Source organism: Phormidesmis priestleyi ULC007 (genome assembly GCF_001895925.1).
Taxonomy (GTDB): Bacteria; Cyanobacteriota; Cyanobacteriia; order Leptolyngbyales; family Leptolyngbyaceae; genus Phormidesmis_A; species Phormidesmis_A priestleyi_A.
In genome coordinates this window covers 38,918-55,523 of the sequence record NZ_MPPI01000001.1, presented here as the reverse complement: position 1 = coordinate 55,523, position 16,606 = coordinate 38,918, and the positions used below count along the sequence as shown (strand labels likewise).

Below are 16,606 nucleotides of genomic sequence, written 5' to 3'. Positions count from 1 at the left end.
AATCTTTTAGAAGAATTCTAGATAACGTTGAACTTCCCATTCAGAAACGTGTCGCATATATTCGACCCATTCCATTTGCTTTAGATTAATAAATTCATCGGCTAAAACACCTAACGCATTTTTAATCACGTCATCAGAGACAAGCGCGTCGATCGCTTCTTTTAAACTCTGCGGTAGTGTATGAATTCCTTTTTCTGTAAGTTCTACATTTGAGAAATCATAGAGATTCACATTCCACGGTTCACCCGGATCGAGTTGTTTTTCGATGCCGTCTAACCCTGCGGCGATCGCGGCGGCTGTTGCCAGATAAGGATTGCAAGACCCATCGGCAAGACGCAACTCTAACCGTCCGCCCGGAACGCGCACCATGCTAGAACGATTGTTATCTCCGTAAGTAATATAGGCAGGTGCCCAGGTTGCCCCACTCAGCGATCGACCCACCACTAACCGCTTATAAGAGTTCACTGTCGGCGCACAAATGGCAGTCAATGCGGGAGCGTGGGCGAGCAATCCTGCCATGAAATGATAAGCCAGTTTTGACAGCCCTAATTTCCGATCGTCGGTGTCATCTGCAAAGAGATTTGTGTCACCCTCCCACATTGACATATGCATGTGCATTCCGCTGCCCGTTCGGTTCGCAAACGGTTTGGGCATAAAGGAGCAAATTAACCCCAGTTCTTTGGCGATTTCTGACGCTGCCATTTTGAAAAAGATAAAGCGATCGGCAGTCGTTAAGCAATCCGTGTAAGTGTAATTGATTTCAAATTGACCGTTTGCGTCTTCGTGATCGATCTGATAGACATCAAAATCAGCCGCTTGCAGACTCGTTACCAGCTTCTCAATAAAGGTCAAACTCCGAGATAGCCCTTTATAGTCATAGCAAGGTTTATCAAGGGTATCGGTCGAGTCGCACGGCTGAATTTTACCCTGTTCATCTTTGCGGAGTAGCACAAATTCTGGCTCGACCCCGGTGTTGAGTGCCCAACCTTTTTGGGTCAAGCGATCGATCTGCTGTTGCAAAATAAATCGGGCATCGTAAGCGTAAGGCTTGCTGTGAACATGACCGACGCAGACAATGCGGGCAAATCCGGGCATCCAGGGCACGATCGACAGCGTTGACAGGTCGCCCACTGCCATAAAGTCGGGACTGTTAGGCTGCATTCCCAAGCCCCAGACGGCAAACCCCGCAAAGCCTGCACCTGGGCACAAAATATCCTCAAAGTGTGAGACAGGAACGGCTTTTGTTTTGGCGGTTCCGTGCATATCGACAAACTGCGCCAGAACAAACTTGATCTGATGCGCGGCTAAAAATTGAGTCGCTTCTGCTGGTGTCATGGTTTCCTCTCCTAAAAATTAGTCTGAACTTAAATCAAGCGATCGACACCGACAACTCCCCCGCCTAGCTCTTGCGCGATCGTCAACAAAGTTTCCCATAAATAAGCTCCAAACGTGCCATCGCACCAGATTCGATAACGGTCAGGCAAAATTGGAATAATCGTAACGCTAACGCCTACCATCAACGTCAAAATTACAGGATGTTCAGCCAGAGACAACGCTTGAAAGTTAACGCTACAAGTTTGTCGCAACAGATCTTGAATCGCTTTACCACACAGCACGATCGCGGCATCTTGTCTCAACACCGGATAAACTTTCGCGGGAACAGACTGACACGCCTCAGCCAAACGCAGCGCAAAACTGCTGTGTAAGCTATCTTCGATCAAGAACTCAGTCAAACCAAGACGGGCGATGATTCCGCCATCGGGGAGAGGCTTCCAGGTATTGGCACGATCGGGCACCTCAAGCTTCTGACTCTCAAGCCAAGCGACAGCCCCGGCTCCTTTGACCCCAAAGCGGGTGAGAAATGACAGATCAGCGATGCCCAAATTCGCCACAATTCTGTCATCTCCAGGAATGGAAACGAGGGATGGCATTCCATTAATGTCGCGCCAGGTGCCATTCAGAGATTGAAGTCGATCGTGATTAGGGCTAATGCGACGAATCATACCGTCACCTCCTGAAGTTGGGTAACGTCTTCTTGCTGGCGTGAGGTTTCAGGGTCATAGAACGGAGTGGGGGTGATGGTTGCTGATACGATCGTGCCGTCTGATAGGCGGATTGAGATGAGATCGGCGATCGCAGCCAGTTCTGGTTTCACGTAGGCGAGTCCGATATGACGATTGAGAATGGGACTAAATGCAACGCTCGTAACGCGACCTGCAATCTCATTGCCATGAATGATTAAATGACATTCCTGCGGCGGTGTTCCTTGAAAATTAGGATCAAGCATGAATCCGATCAGGATTTGTTTAATGGGTCGTTTTGCCAAAATTTGTAAACTGCGCTGCCCGATAAAAAAGGATTTATCCATCTTCACCGCCCACTCTAGCCCCGCTTCGATTGGAGTCGTTAACCCGTCGGTATCCTGACCGATAATTAGATGCCCTTTTTCGAGTCGCAAAAGGCGCTGCGCCTCAACGCCAAACGGACAAATATCATACTCAAATCCTGCTTCTAACAACAGATCCCACAATGCTGGAGCAGAATCTGCTGCAACGTGAATTTCATAACCCCACTCACCCACAAATCCGACTCGCATCAACATCACAGGAATATTTTGAATGTGTGTTTCACGAACGGCGAGATAAGAAAATGCAACGCTAGAGAGATCTAAATCAGTGAGCTTAGACAACACATCACGGGAATATTGTCCCGCGAGATTGATTGCCGATCGTGCCCCGGTCAAATTCACGATTCCACAGTCTAACCGCCACAAAGTATTTAAACGAGATAACTCACGATAGATCGCGGTAGCGCCCGATGTCGTCGTTGTGAAATAGAAATGCTCTGCTCCGAGTCGGGCGATCATGCCATCGTCGATCGTCACTCCCGTTTCATCCAGCATCAGTGCATACCGCGTGGTGCCGATTTTCATCTTGCTATATCGCCCAGCATAAACGCGCTCTAAAAACTCAGCCGCATCTGCCCCGCGAATCTCAAACTTGCCCAACGTCCCGACATCGATGATTCCTACTTGATGCCTGACTGCCTGAGCTTCTAGACAGATACACTCCTCGCGACTTTTTCCTGACTGAGCATAATATTCAGGTCGCTGCCACATTCCCGCTAACATAAATTTAGCATTCAGTTTGACGTGACGACTATGTAGTGGAGTACGTTGCTCAGGCGTAAAGCCTCGCCCTGCTAAATGTGAGAGCGGAACTGGGTGAAAAAATGGTCGAGAGGTCGTTGTGCCGACTTCACCCGGAGTCTTCCCAGTGATTCGCGCTAATATTCTCAGCGCACTCATATTCGAGTGTTTGCCCTGACTTGCTCCCATTCCAACGGTTGTGTATCGCTTGAGTAGTTCAATGTTGTCAAATCCTTCTTGGGCAGCGTTGAGAAAATCTTTGTATTGCAAGTCTTCATCGAAGTCTACGAAATTCTTTCCGGCAGGATGTTCGACGATCGCCCACGGGTGTGAAGGTGATTCTAGTTCGGGCGAGATTGTCACCTCAATCTGTGAGTCAAATCCTAGATGAGCAGCGGCTTCTAGACCCGCCCGATGACCGTCAATCAACTTCTGTTCAAACTCAAAAACGCCATTCACCCGACCACACGCAAATACACCAGATGGTAAAACCTCCGGGACAAACTGCTGCAACCGTTTATTAAACCGCATTTTAGTGCCCGCCTGATAGAGCAGGTTTGCCGCAGGTGCCCAGCCTACGCTAACTACAATGCCATCACACGCGATCGTTTGCCTAAATCCTGTTTGCGGGTTGCCGTTTACGTCGATCGGGCAAATCACTGCCGCCGATACGCCATCGCGACCCGGATTGGCTCTCGCTTCATAGACGCAGTAGCCTAAAAAGATTGAGATTCCCTGCTGTTCTAGCGTTTGCGCCACATCACTTTTGAGAGAACTTTCACGCAGGTCAACCACTGCAACAACTGTTACCCCATTTGTAATCAAATCTATTACCGCTCGGTATCCATCAGCGTTGGCAACCAGAACTACAGCCCGATTCATCGGTTTGACTGCATAGCGATAGATTAATCGTTGCGCTGCACTTGATAGAATGACACCGGGCAAGTCATTGTTGCGAAACACAGCAGGTTGTTCATAGGCTCCAGTTGCGGCAATGACTGTTTTTGCGCGCATTTTAGTGAAGCGATCGCGATCTAATAACGGAATCCAGCGATCGGCATAATATCCCGCCGCTTGTGTTTGTGTATAGAGACGGATTCTCGGATGATTCTCGACAGCGCTTAATAATTCGTTTGTTTTCTCTAATTGGAGTGGGTCATTTCCTAATTGGTAGTGACCCGATCCTCCCGCTCTAGCGCTCTCATCGACAATCACAACGTCTGCACCTAAATCTGCCGCCGAGAGTGCTGCCGAGAGTCCTGATATGCCTGCTCCAATCACTAAAAGATCACAAAAATCATAGCGTTTTGCAGTCCGAATGTGAGGAGTCGAGAAGTCTACCTGTCCAAGCCCTGTCATGTTGCGAATCAAGCGTTCCCAGAAAGGAAATAAACGCTTGCTGTTAAACGCTTTGTAGTAGAAACCAACTGGGAGAAACGGTGAGAAAAACTCGATCGCACTCGCACGATCGCCCATCACTCCCCCAAAAGTATTAATGGCTGAAAGCGTCATTCCATCTTCTAGCGGCGTGACATCGGCTCGGATATTTAGTTTCTGCCCAGACTGCATTAAAGTATTTACGTCATGGTTGGCGAGGCTCAAAATCCCACGCGGACGGTGATATTTAAAGCTGCGTCCCAAGATTTGCTGACCTGATGCCCAAAGCGCACTGGCGATCGTATCCCCTACATATCCCGTAAAGCGAGTTCCTTCAAACGTGAATTCGATCGGCTGACTGCGATCGATCCATTCTCCTGAGATGAGCGGTAGTCTGCGTTGATTCATACGACCTCACCCCACAGATAAGTGTGTATAATTTCATCCGTTAGCGTGTTTCGTTCAGCGATAAACCAGGAGTTGCTAGGTATGTGACACCACCATTCACATTTAATACCCGGAGCATTATTACGGTGAAACACATAGTCTGCCCAAACCTCATCCGTCACCATGTTTGGGTCAGGCATCGATCGCAGCTCTCCCCCATAAAAAAACTCTGAAATCGGTCGTGAACCGTTAATCGGACAAGTCATAAGTTTCATGGTTAGTGACCCACTGACGCTGCGCCTTTTTCACCCACCAATTCATATCGCTCAAATCGAGACAGCGAAAAATCTTGAATCAGATCATGATTGCGATCGTTTGCCACGGTATACGCCATTGTTTTGCCACACACAGGCGTTGCTTTAAACCCCCAAGTGCCCCAGCCTGCATCAAGATAGAATCCCTCGATCGCGGTCTTGCCCATAATCGGCGCAAAATCGGGGGTCATGTCTGCCATGCCTGCCCATTGACGCACCACTTTGACGTGAGACAAAAACGGAAATAGCTCTAGCATGTGGGCGGCGAGTCCTTCGGCAAAATCAAGGGTCGATCGCGTAGAGTGCAATTCATAAGGGTCAAGCGAGGCACCCATTACCAACTCTCCTCGCGCTGTTTGACTGACGTAAACGTGCAGGCTTCCAGAGACAATAATCGGGTCAAGCCAGGGCTTCATCGGTTCGCTGACCATCGCTTGTAGGGGGTGAATCTGGATCGGCGATCGTAACCCCACCATGTCTAAAATTCGCGGCGTAAATCCGGCAACCGCACATAAAACGCGAGGCGTTGAAATCGTGCCGTGCGAAGTCTCAATTCCGGTGACGCGATCGGACTCAATCTGAATCCCCAAAACTTCGGTTTGTTGGTGAATCTCGACTCCGCGCAAATCGGCTCCGCGACCGTAACCCCACGCGACCGCATCGTGACGGGCAATGCTGCCAGGTGCGTGATAAAGTGCCCCCAAGATTGGGGCGTGGCCTCCACAGGTCATATCTATCATCGGACAAGCTTTTTGCACTTCAGAGGGATCAACGAGTTCGCTATCGATGCCAAAATGTTTGTTGACTTCGGCTCTCCAGCGCATGGTTCTGAGTGATGAATCGGTGTGTGCCAGAGTGAAGTGTCCGCGATTTGAATAGAACAAGTTTAGATCGAAGTCTTGTGATAAGTCTTGCCACAGTCGCACCGATTCATCGTAGAATTTTACGCCTTCTGGGGTGAGATAGTTCGATCGGATAATCGTTGTGTTGCGTCCAGTGTTGCCTCCACCGATATAGCCTCTTTCTAGCACAGCGATATTTTTTATATCATAATCGCGTGCTAAATAATAAGCGGCTGCCAATCCATGCCCACCGCCGCCAATAATCACCGCATCGTAATTTGACTTTAAACGATCGGGCTGGCGAAACATTCGCGGTTCGGGATGTTCTTTCGACAGAGCGAATTTTAAGAGACGAAACGGCATGACAACTCCTGCAAGTTTTCATCGGAAAACTTTAGTAAACATCATGGATCGAAGTTTCATGAGTGTCAACAAAGTTTCTTGCTATGATTCACATTAACGTCAGTTCGATGAGTTCTTTCGCTGCGTTCTTCAGCGCTTCAGCCCCGTAAATCCCCCAATTCTGGGGGACTTCAAGCCCAGAATTTAGGTTCAAAGTCCCCCAATTTTGGGGGATTTAGGGGGCAGCCCGGATTGGCAACCGTAGCGAAAAGCTTCATCGAATTCACGTCACATTAAGCGAGACGATCGAGATAAATCACTATGACAGAAGCTCCCGCAAAAACTACAGAAGTCTCTTCTAGCAACTCTTTAGAGCGATATTTAGGCAACGCCATTCGAGATCTGCGGCAGAAACATGGGTTGACGATCGCTGAAGTCGCTGAACAGGTGAGCATCTCTCGCGGGATGTTGTCAAAAATCGAAAACGCCCAAACTGCGACTAGTTTAGAGACGATCGGGAAGTTAGCGAGTGCATTAGGCGTGTCTCTCTCGACGCTATTTCGCAACTACAATATGCCAGCAGGCGGCGCACAGTTGGTTAAACAAGGCGACGGTATGGAGGTGGTGAGACGCGGGACGAAATGCGGACATACCTATCATTTGCTGGCATACGATCAGGGCCCGACGAAGTTGTTTGAGCCGTTTTTGATCACAATGGATGATGCGTCTGAGGTCTTCCCCACATTTGAGCATCCCGGCATCGAATTTATCTATCTGCTGCAAGGCAAGCTGGAATATCGCCACGGAATCCACACTTATTTGTTAGAGCCAGGAGATTCTTTGAGCTTTCGGGGTGAAGTTCCTCACGGCCCTGAAAAGCTGATTGAGTTACCGATTCGATTTCTGGCGATTATTCACTATGCGGTGCCAACTGGCGATCGTTAGAATGTGGCGTTGCTGAATAGAGAATAACCTGGGTAGGGGCAATCCCCCCGTGGTTGCCCTCCATATGTCAGGGGTAGGCACGGGGGCACTACCTCTACAATCAACCGAAAATTTACAGCAGAAAGTATTTTGGGTGGGACGATCGATGACGACTCTATTGATGAAGAGTGAGAATCGCTAAAATTCAGGTGGATTGTAATTGTAAAAGCAGAGTTTCCGTCTCAGTCACGCTTGCGTGTGCCGAAGGCATCGCTGCGTTTCAGTCGGCTTGTGCCCCCTAAATCCCCCAATTTTGGGGGACTTTGACCCTGAGAAATGGTTTGAACGCTGACCCTCTTTCTGGCTCAAAGTCCCCCAGAATGGGGGATTTAGGGGGCAAACAATTTCGGCAATGACGGATTGATCAACGCGTGTATGCACGATCGCTCCTGCGGGAGAGGGCTAGGGTGAGGGCGAGTTCTTCTACACTTCACACCCCAAACTTTAGTCTCTCACCGTCACCATGCGGTCTTCAATGTCTGCCCAAGTTGTAGGCGACACTCGCACGGCGGCTTGTCTGCACCGCACCATCAGCCAACTTGCATAGAAATAGTTATCTAAAGCTTCAGTTTCTGCTTCAGATAAATCGACTAATTCTAAATTTAGATTGAGGGCGTTGCACCAGGTTTGCAGAACTTTGTTGTGAAAGGCTCGGCAGAATTCGATAGGTTGATTGTTTCTGGAAATCTTAGTTTTCAGAGCTTCTAGTCGAGCAATCAACACAACAAAGTTTACAGATTTAAAGATTTTTGTTTTTTCAAAGGTGTAAGCGAGGGAGAGGGCGCGGGAGAGGGACTGGACGAGAACATGGTTGAGGTCGGGGTTGAGGTCAAGGTTGACAGCGAGGGCGATGGGAAAGTCGAGGATGTGGGCAAGGGCATGGGCGTAAGCGTTAGCGAGGGCGCGATCGGGATCGAGGTCGAGGTGGAGAAAGATCGCTGCCGCCCGTTTAGCCGCAGGTTTATAGTTTCCTGCTGATCCTGCTGTTGCTTGGTCAGCCCACATGACCAAAGCTTTTAATTTTGGGGTGTTGAGGTAGGTCTGAGCTTTTTTCTCCATCAGCAACAGCAGTTCATCGGCTCCGCCGCGCATCAGCCCCGCCACCAAAATAAAAACTTCCTTCCAACGGCGATCGGTCAGGTGTTCTGTCACCAGTTTCTCAATCTGTCGCTGGTCATCAATGTGTTGCGCGGTCAAATATTCTTGCAGCGTCAAATGCGAAAACGAATAAATCCCGTCTGCCCGTTCTACCAAGATGCCGTGCTGCACTTCAATGCTACGCAACACTTTTAATCCATCTACGCCCTTCTCATCCGGCAAGATTTCTTTTAACAGTTGCTCAATTTGGTCGGCAATTTCGCGACGGGTCGAGAACAATCGATTTTGCTGAAAGCTATCATGGGCGATTTCTGCCAGCATCATCTCTTTGCGTTTGGTGTCTAGCCCTTTATAGAGGTCGTCTTGCGGAATGCCCTTCTCGGCTGCCCATTCTTCGAGCAACACTCGCAGCGCCCGCTCATACAGCGTCGATCGATTCGTGGGAAACTTGCGCGATCGCTCATACAACAAACAAACCAACGTCAGCAGCAACGGCGTTTGCGTCAGTTCTTTAGCCGCCGTGTGGTCTTTACTATTTAACTTTTTCCAGCAATCCTCAGCGATGTCAGGTTCTCGACGAAACCAGTTATCAATAAACTGTTTGATCTGAGCATCATCAAAATCTGCCATCGCCACATCGGTAAACAGCCGAAAGTTATGACGGTAAGCCGCAACTCGACACGATGCAATGTAGCGGTTTTGCTTGTGAGCATCGACAAAGTTTTGAATCTGGCTGATCGCTTCATTCATGCGATCGGTCGCCACTTCATCTAAGCCATCGAGCAAGACTAAAAGCTTGCCTTGCTGCAAAAGTCTCTGCGTCGATTCTTCGGGCGACGGGAAGCCACAGATCCGAAACTCTTCGGCGATGGTTTTCTCAATGTTGATCTCCCCTTTATTAAACACTTTCAGGTCAACAAACACCGGGATATAACCCGGCTGATAAGCTCCTTTGTTTCCTTTCAGCGCTTCTAAACCCATGCGCCGCAAAAAGGTCGATTTCCCGGCTCCGGGCCCGCCCAACACCATCAAATATTGCTTTGCATTCGCGACCTTTAGCCCTTCTTGCTTGGGGCAATCTTTTCCCTGAAAGCTGCGACCTTCTGAGAGTCGATAGGTTTCTTCGAGCGCCTCCACCGATTCAAATCGTTGCAAGGCTCGATCGTCTAAAAACTGCACGGCAGCATACACACTCTCCAGCGTCACAGGTTCCCGCATCCCCAACACTTTGAGAATGCCGTGACGCTTCTCATAATTCTCGACATATTTCTGAGAGGCTTGAAAGACTAGATTTTGGGTTGCTTTGTCTACTGTTCTGCCAAGCATCCCCGCGACTTTACCGCCCCCTTCCCACACTGTTTTGAGAACAATTTTGCCGATTTCTAGAGCAATTCCGGTAGAAATGGGGTCGAGAGTCATCGCAATATCCAAAAGCACTTAGAGAAGCACCACTAGCCTACTCTAGAGAAAAGGCAAGCGACCAAATTAACCCGCTTTTCGAGTTCAAAGCTCGATCGTTTGAGTTCCAAGCTCCAAGTTCCGAGGTTAACGCTCGATCGTTCCTATTTTCATCTGCAAGTTCCGAGATTAACGCTCGATCGTGGATCAAATAACCTGTCAATCTTGTCATCAAATCTCTTGATTCGTCATGGCTGAGATCTTCGCCCCCTAAATCCCCCAGAATGGGGGATTTAGGGGGCACAAGCCGACTCAAACGGAGCCATCCACGAATTGATATCCACTCTAGTTGAGTCCGAGAAGTTGCACCTTAATAAATCCACGTTCCTCGATCGTTCGAGTTCCAAACCCAACAATTCACGCCTACATCAGCAATGCTCACTCGAAGTCTGTCAAAAGGAAGAAGCCTAACGATTCGCACCCGTAGTAATCTATTCACCACAATATATGTTAGGGTGACTTTTTTGTTTCTTCAATTCGACTTAGTGATGTGAGAGACTCCTCTCACGATCGCTCCCTAGCTCAACTTTTCATTTACCAGGCTGGAGACTCATGAGTGGCGAAGAGATTAATCGAAATTCAATTAGTCGTTCTCCGATCGTAGACACAATTCCTCTACACGACTCCAGTCATCCAGAAAAACCGCGTCCTCCTCGCTGGCGGCGATTTCTAATTCCGGCACTGATTGCGATGGCACTGTTGGGCGGAGTCAGTTGGCTTGTGTTTAGTCGGATCATTTTGCCGATGATGATGGCGAGTCAGATGAAAACACCCCCGACTCCTGTCCCGCTTTCCAACCCCAAAACCGCCACGATCGCAGACAGTTCTGACTATGCGGCTAGTTTAGATTCGCGTCAGTCAATCACGCTGCAACCGCGCGTGTCTGGACAGGTGTCTGCCATTTATGTCAAAGCAGGCGATCGCGTCACCGCAGGTCAGCCGCTGCTGCAAATTGATGCCGCCGGGCCTCGTGCCCAAGTTGCCAGCCGCGTTGCCGCCGCCCAAAGTGCCAATGCCGATATTGCGTCGGCTCAGGCAGATGTGATCAACGCAAATGACACGCTGCGATCGCTCGAAGCACAACGTGCCGCCGCCGCCGCCAATGTTCAGTTAAACCAGCAAGAATATGCCCGCTATCAAGACCTAACCAACCAAGGAGCCTCTAGCAAACAAATCTTGGATCAGCGATTAAACGCATTGCGAACGGCACAAGCTGCCCTACGACAAGCCGAAGCGGATGTGCAAGCCCAACGATCGGTGATCAATCGCACTCGAACCATCGTCACGAAAAATGAACGGGCGCTAGAAGAATCACAGGCAAACATTTCTGAAGGGCAAGCCCAACTGCGAGACTACACTGTGACGGCTCCGTTTACGGGCACGATCGGCGATCTTCCGATCAAAGTGGGCGATGGCGTGAGTCCGACGACTCAGTTGATGAATGTCACCCAAAATCAGCGCTTAGAAATTCTGCTTCAGGTGCCCTTAGAACGATCGTCAGATCTGAAAATTGGTCTACCCGTCAAGCTGTTAGATGACCAAAATCGAGAAGTGCAGACAGGGCGAATTTCGTTTGTTGCGCCCAATGTCGATGCGACTTCTCAATCGGTGCAGGCGAAAGCTACCTTTGACAATCCGGGCAGTTTGCGCGCCTCGCAGTTTGTGCGCGCCAGAGTTATTTGGTCAAAAAGTCCGGGCGTGTTAGTGCCGACCTCAGCAATTTCTCGACTCGGCGGCAGAGATTTTCTGTTCGTTGCCGCTCCCTTTAAAGAATCAAAATGTGAGGCTCCTACCGTGCCAGGAGCTGCGATCGAGCCAGACCAATTGGTTGCCGCCCAAAAACCCATCAAGTTAGGCAAAATTGTCGGCAATGATCAAGAAGTCTTAGAAGGAATCAGCTCCAACGATCGCATCGTGACAGCAGGCATTCTGCAACTGCAAAACTGTGCCCCGATCGCAGCCGCACCACAGTAAAATCTGAATTCGTATTTGACCAGAATCTCGCGCCCTTCACCCCCTACGATTCTGTATGATTCTGTCGATCTCTAATTTCTTTATTCAACGTCCCGTGTTTGCGACCGTGTGTTCGATCGTGATCACGCTGTTGGGAATTGCCTGCATTCCGACCTTACCGATCGCTCAATATCCCGACATTGCGCCGCCTCAAGTCACCGTTACCTCAAACTATGTGGGCGCAAATGCTGAAGTGGTGGAATCAACCGTCACTAACATCCTAGAGCGGGAATTGAACGGCATTAATGGGGTGAAATACATCAAGTCCACGAGTGCCAGCACCGGAACTAGCAATATCAATTTAACGTTTGACCTGGGACGCGATCAAGATCTGGCAGCCGTCGATGTGCAAAACCGCGTTTCAACCGTGCAGTCACGCTTACCGGGTCCTGTGACCCAAACGGGTGTGCAGGTTGAGAAAGCTAACAACAACTTTTTGCTGGCGATCGGGCTATATTCCGATCGTGACGAAAAAGCCGGAAAAGATCTCTACGATGACATCTATCTCAGCAACTACGCCGACCTTTATATTGCCGATGCGGTGAAGCGCGTTAAAGGCGTGGGCGGTGTGCAGATTTTTGGCGAACGCAAATATGCGATGCGGCTTTGGCTCGACCCCGAACGATTGGCGAGTCGATCGCTCACGCCTCAAGAAGTTGTCACGGCACTTCAAGAGCAAAATATTCAGGTCGGAGCCGGACAAATCGGACAGCCTCCTGCTCAGTCTGGACAGCAATATCAATATGCGGTCACGGCTCAAGGGCGACTCAAAGACGCTGAAGAATTTAGCAATCTCGTGATCAAAACCGTCAATAATGGAACATTAGTCAGACTAAAAGATGTGGGTCGGGCTGAGTTGGGCGCAGAAAATTACGGTTCGGTTTTGCGATTCACTCCTGACGATCGCGTCACTCACCGGGGCGTTGGCATTGGCATTAACCAGCAGTTTGGCAGCAATGCCCTCGACGTTGCCAAAGCTATTAAAGAAGAGATTCGGCTGCTCTCTGGGAGCTTTCCGCCAGGGATGCGCTACGCGATCGCTTTCGACACCACCACGTTTATCGAAGCGGGAACCAGAGAAGTGATCACCTCGCTGATCTTGTCGATCGCGCTTGTAATCGGCGTGATCTTCTTGTTTTTGCAGAACTGGAGATCGGCGCTGATTGCCTCGATCGCAATTCCAGTTGCGCTAATCGGCACCTTTATTTTCGTCAAACTGCTCGGTTTCTCGATTAACACCCTGACACTGTTCGGATTAACCTTAGCAACGGGTTTGGTCGTCGATGACGCGATCGTGATTGTTGAAGATATTACTCGCCGTATTCAAGACGAAGGACTGCGACCGATTGAAGCCGCGATCGCCTCAATGAATACACTTTTTAGTGCGGTCGTTGCAACATCGGTTGTGTTGGTGACGGTGTTTGTTCCCGTAGCGTTTTTTCCGGGCACAACGGGGCAGCTTTATCGACAGTTTGCATTAACGATCGCATTCTCAATCACGATTTCGACTTTTAATGCAATTACGTTTACTCCGATGTTGTCTGCGCTGTTGCTGAGGCGAGGGCAGGCTCCTAATAACTGGTTCTTTAATCGCATTAACTGGGCGATCGACCACACACGGGAGAGCTACGGGCGCTCAGTCGGCAGTGTAATTCGGCGCAAAGGACTGATCGTATCGGTCTTCGCACTCGCGTTAGTGCTCACTTATTTTGTCTATAATTTTGTCCCCAAAGCGTTCATTCCCGATGAAGATCAGGGCGTGTTTATCACCGTTGTTCAGGCACCTGAAGGCGTGTCGCTCGACTACACCGAACGCGTGTTAGAAAAAGCTGAGGCAATTCTCAAACAGCAGCCAGAAATCTCAAATATCTTTGCAGTCGGCGGCTTTAGCTTTAGCGGAGCAACGCCAAACAACGGTCTCATTTTCTCCACCCTCAAGCCGTGGGAAGAAAGAACCGGAGCCAACCAATCCTTAAAAGCGATCATCGGCGGATTCTTCCCCCAACCCTCTGGCTTATTTCCCAAAATGGCATCGATTCAGGAGGCGGTTGTCTTGCCGTTTAATCTGCCTGCCATCCCTGGGATCGGCAGCTTTGGCGGATTTGAATTTCACCTGCAAGATCGCACAGGGTTTGGCTTTGCCGCTCTAGGTGAAACCCTCGGCAAATTTCTCGGTCGAGCCACTACTTATCCATCGGCTCAAAGTCCTGCACTCACCGGACTGCGACCTAACTTTAACGCCAACACCCCTCAAATCTCAGTTGAGGTCGATCGGGTGCGGGCAAACCAACTGCAAGTATCTCTGCAAGACATTTTCAGCACGTTGCAAATCTTCTTAGGATCGACTTACGTTAATGACTTTAACCAGTTCGATCGCGCTTATCGAGTTTATGTGCAAGCCGATAGCCAATTTCGGTCAAATCCTGATGACATTAAACGGCTCTATGTCCGCACTGCCGCCACAAACGGGGCACAAACTGGGCAAATGATTCCACTAAGTAATTTGGTGAAGATTACTCAAATCAACGGCCCTTCAATTATCAATCACTACAATCTGTTTCGATCGGTCGAAATTAACGGAGCCGCCGCTCCCGGCTCAAGCTCTGGTCAAGCCATCACCGCGATGCAAACGATCGCCCAAGAAACCCTACCCAAAGGCTTTGGCTACGAGTGGTCAGGACTCTCACTCGAAGAACTTCAGTCAGGCGGTGCCGCAATCTTCATCTTCGCCTTGGGAATCATCTTCGTCTTTCTGACCCTGGCAGCCCAATATGAAAGCTTTATTGATCCTCTGATCATCATGCTCACCGTGCCTCTGGCAATTTTGGGCGCACTGGCAGCCGTGCTTCTACGCGGCACCGCCAACGATGTCTACACTCAAATCGGATTTATTATGCTAATCGGCATGGCAAGTAAAAACGCGATTCTGATTGTGGAATTTGCCAACCAACAGCGAGAACATGGGGAAACGATCGCCCGATCGGTGACCGAAGCCTGTCGAGAACGGTTGCGCCCCATCTTAATGACCGCGATCGCAACTGTGGTCGGCGCAGTTCCCCTCGTGTTAGCCACAGGGCCCGGAGCGGCAGCACGACAATCACTAGGAACCGCGATCGTGGGGGGAATGTGTGTCGCCACCGTTCTCAGTTTATTTGTCGTCCCAGTTCTCTATGTTGTCATCAAGTCAGCAGAAGGTCGCTTTCGCAAATCGCCCCCGCCGTCTCCTACCGTTGTAACCGTTGATGGCTCATTAGATGGTCATGATGGCAGTCAGCGATCGAGAGAAACCGCAGTTGGGCGATCGTCCTCCGATAAAACCCCTTCTGGTCATTAATCACTTCACCCGATGCAGTAGAGGCGTTCTCAGTGGAACGTCTCTACTGCATTTATGAGAGCGTGAAGATATATCACTTCAAAAATTAAGAACGCTACGGTAGAAAAATCCTCTACTAGCAAAAGAAGATCGAGATCACCACCGATCGATCTCTCACTGATATACTGTTTGAGGCGATTTAAGATTCCTCCTTCAGCCTGTCCTTGATTGTGCTCACCGATTTCTGCTGGATAATTGAATTGATGCATAAGACTTACGACCTGCATGTTGTTGAGACCAGAACGCTGATGTCTCCAACAGCAATAAAAGAAGAAATTCCATTAACCGAGACTGCCGCCGCGCTCATTGCCACGACCCGCGATCGCATTCGCAAAATCTTAAACCGACAAGACGATCGTTTACTCGTAATCGTTGGGCCTTGCTCGGTTCATGACGTAGATGCTGCCTATGAATATGGGCAAAAGTTGATGCACCTGCGAAATGAATTGTCCGATCGCTTAGAGATTGTGATGCGCGTCTATTTTGAGAAACCCCGCACCACTACAGGTTGGAAAGGTCTAATCAACGATCCCCACCTGGATGAGAGCTATGACATCAACACGGGGCTGCGAACGGCTCGCAAACTGTTGATCGATCTCGCCCATTTAGGAATGCCCAGCGCCACCGAATTATTAGATCCGATCATTCCGCAATACATTGCCGATGTGATCACTTGGAGCGCGATCGGGGCCCGCACTACTGAGAGCCAAACCCACCGCGAAATGGCATCGGGTTTGTCGATGCCTGTAGGTTTTAAAAACAGCACGGATGGCAATCTGTTAACCGCTATTCACGCGATTCTCGCCGCCAACCATCCTCATCATTTCTTAGGAATCAACGCTCAAGGCTTGGCAAGCATTGTCGCCACGACGGGCAACCCTGACTGTCACATCATTTTGCGAGGCGGCAAAGGCGGAACTAACTACGGTGCGGCTGACCTTGAAGAGGCCGTTAGCCAACTGATCAAGCAGGGCATTTCGACTCCGGTGATGGTCGATTGCAGCCACGGCAACAGCAGCAAAGATCACAATCGCCAAACGATCGTGCTTCAGTCGATCGCAGAACAGATGGCAAGCGGCTCTCGTCACTGCTTCGGGGTGATGATTGAAAGTCATCTCGTTGCCGGAAATCAGTCGATTCCAGCCGATCTCAGTCAACTCACCTATGGGCAAAGCGTCACGGATGCCTGTGTTGATTTTGGCACTACGGTCACAATGCTGCAAGAACTTGCTCGATCGGTGAAACCTCAAGCGATCCCAGTTTAACCATT

General features: G+C 49.7%; 10 protein-coding genes. 4 read left to right on the top strand and 6 right to left on the bottom strand.

What is annotated here, in order from left to right:
* Positions 1-6 precede the first annotated feature (6 nt).
* From glnT to BRW63_RS00225, 5 genes are read right to left on the bottom strand one after another with little or no spacing between them, the layout of a single operon-like run.
* On the bottom strand, positions 7-1,335 hold the full coding sequence (gene glnT, locus BRW63_RS00245; protein WP_073068919.1) for a type III glutamate--ammonia ligase: 1,329 nt from the start codon (positions 1,333-1,335) through the stop codon (positions 7-9).
* A 29-nt stretch (positions 1,336-1,364) separates the two neighbouring features.
* Entirely contained in the window at positions 1,365-2,003 is a 639-nt protein-coding gene (locus tag BRW63_RS00240; protein WP_073068918.1) for an aminomethyltransferase family protein, read from the bottom strand.
* Positions 2,000-4,933 carry a 2Fe-2S iron-sulfur cluster-binding protein gene (locus tag BRW63_RS00235; RefSeq protein ID WP_073068917.1) on the bottom strand — a complete coding sequence of 978 codons (2,934 nt, stop codon included), beginning with the start codon at positions 4,931-4,933 and terminating at the stop codon, positions 2,000-2,002. The genes BRW63_RS00240 and BRW63_RS00235 overlap by 4 nt, the downstream gene beginning before the upstream one ends.
* Complete coding sequence (locus BRW63_RS00230) at positions 4,930-5,178, bottom strand: sarcosine oxidase subunit delta (protein WP_223257247.1); 249 nt, start codon at positions 5,176-5,178, stop codon at positions 4,930-4,932. Before BRW63_RS00230 ends, BRW63_RS00235 begins: the two co-directional genes overlap by 4 nt.
* A gap of 11 nt (positions 5,179-5,189) precedes the next feature.
* Entirely contained in the window at positions 5,190-6,431 is a 1,242-nt protein-coding gene (locus BRW63_RS00225; RefSeq protein ID WP_073068915.1) for an FAD-dependent oxidoreductase, read from the bottom strand.
* Positions 6,432-6,731: 300 nt separating this feature from the next.
* Between BRW63_RS00225 and BRW63_RS00220 the strand changes: the two genes are divergently transcribed.
* A complete protein-coding gene (locus BRW63_RS00220) occupies positions 6,732-7,355 on the top strand; it encodes a helix-turn-helix domain-containing protein (RefSeq protein WP_073068914.1) in 624 nt (207 codons plus the stop codon).
* Positions 7,356-7,838: 483 nt separating this feature from the next.
* On the opposite strand, the gene BRW63_RS00215 is transcribed toward BRW63_RS00220, so the two are convergent.
* Positions 7,839-9,911, bottom strand: a complete 2,073-nt coding sequence (locus BRW63_RS00215; protein WP_073068913.1) for an NACHT domain-containing protein — start codon at positions 9,909-9,911, stop codon at positions 7,839-7,841.
* 591 nt (positions 9,912-10,502) lie between these two features.
* On the opposite strand from BRW63_RS00215, the gene BRW63_RS00205 reads away from it, so the two are divergent.
* The 3 genes from BRW63_RS00205 to BRW63_RS00190 all read left to right on the top strand — a co-directional run bounded on the left by BRW63_RS00205 (position 10,503) and on the right by BRW63_RS00190 (position 16,601).
* Positions 10,503-11,924 carry an efflux RND transporter periplasmic adaptor subunit gene (locus BRW63_RS00205; protein WP_073068911.1) on the top strand — a complete coding sequence of 474 codons (1,422 nt, stop codon included), beginning with the start codon at positions 10,503-10,505 and terminating at the stop codon, positions 11,922-11,924.
* A 55-nt stretch (positions 11,925-11,979) separates the two neighbouring features.
* Complete coding sequence (locus BRW63_RS00200) at positions 11,980-15,297, top strand: efflux RND transporter permease subunit (protein ID WP_073068910.1); 3,318 nt, start codon at positions 11,980-11,982, stop codon at positions 15,295-15,297.
* A 242-nt stretch (positions 15,298-15,539) separates the two neighbouring features.
* Complete coding sequence (locus BRW63_RS00190) at positions 15,540-16,601, top strand: 3-deoxy-7-phosphoheptulonate synthase (protein ID WP_073068908.1); 1,062 nt, start codon at positions 15,540-15,542, stop codon at positions 16,599-16,601.
* Positions 16,602-16,606 lie beyond the last annotated feature (5 nt).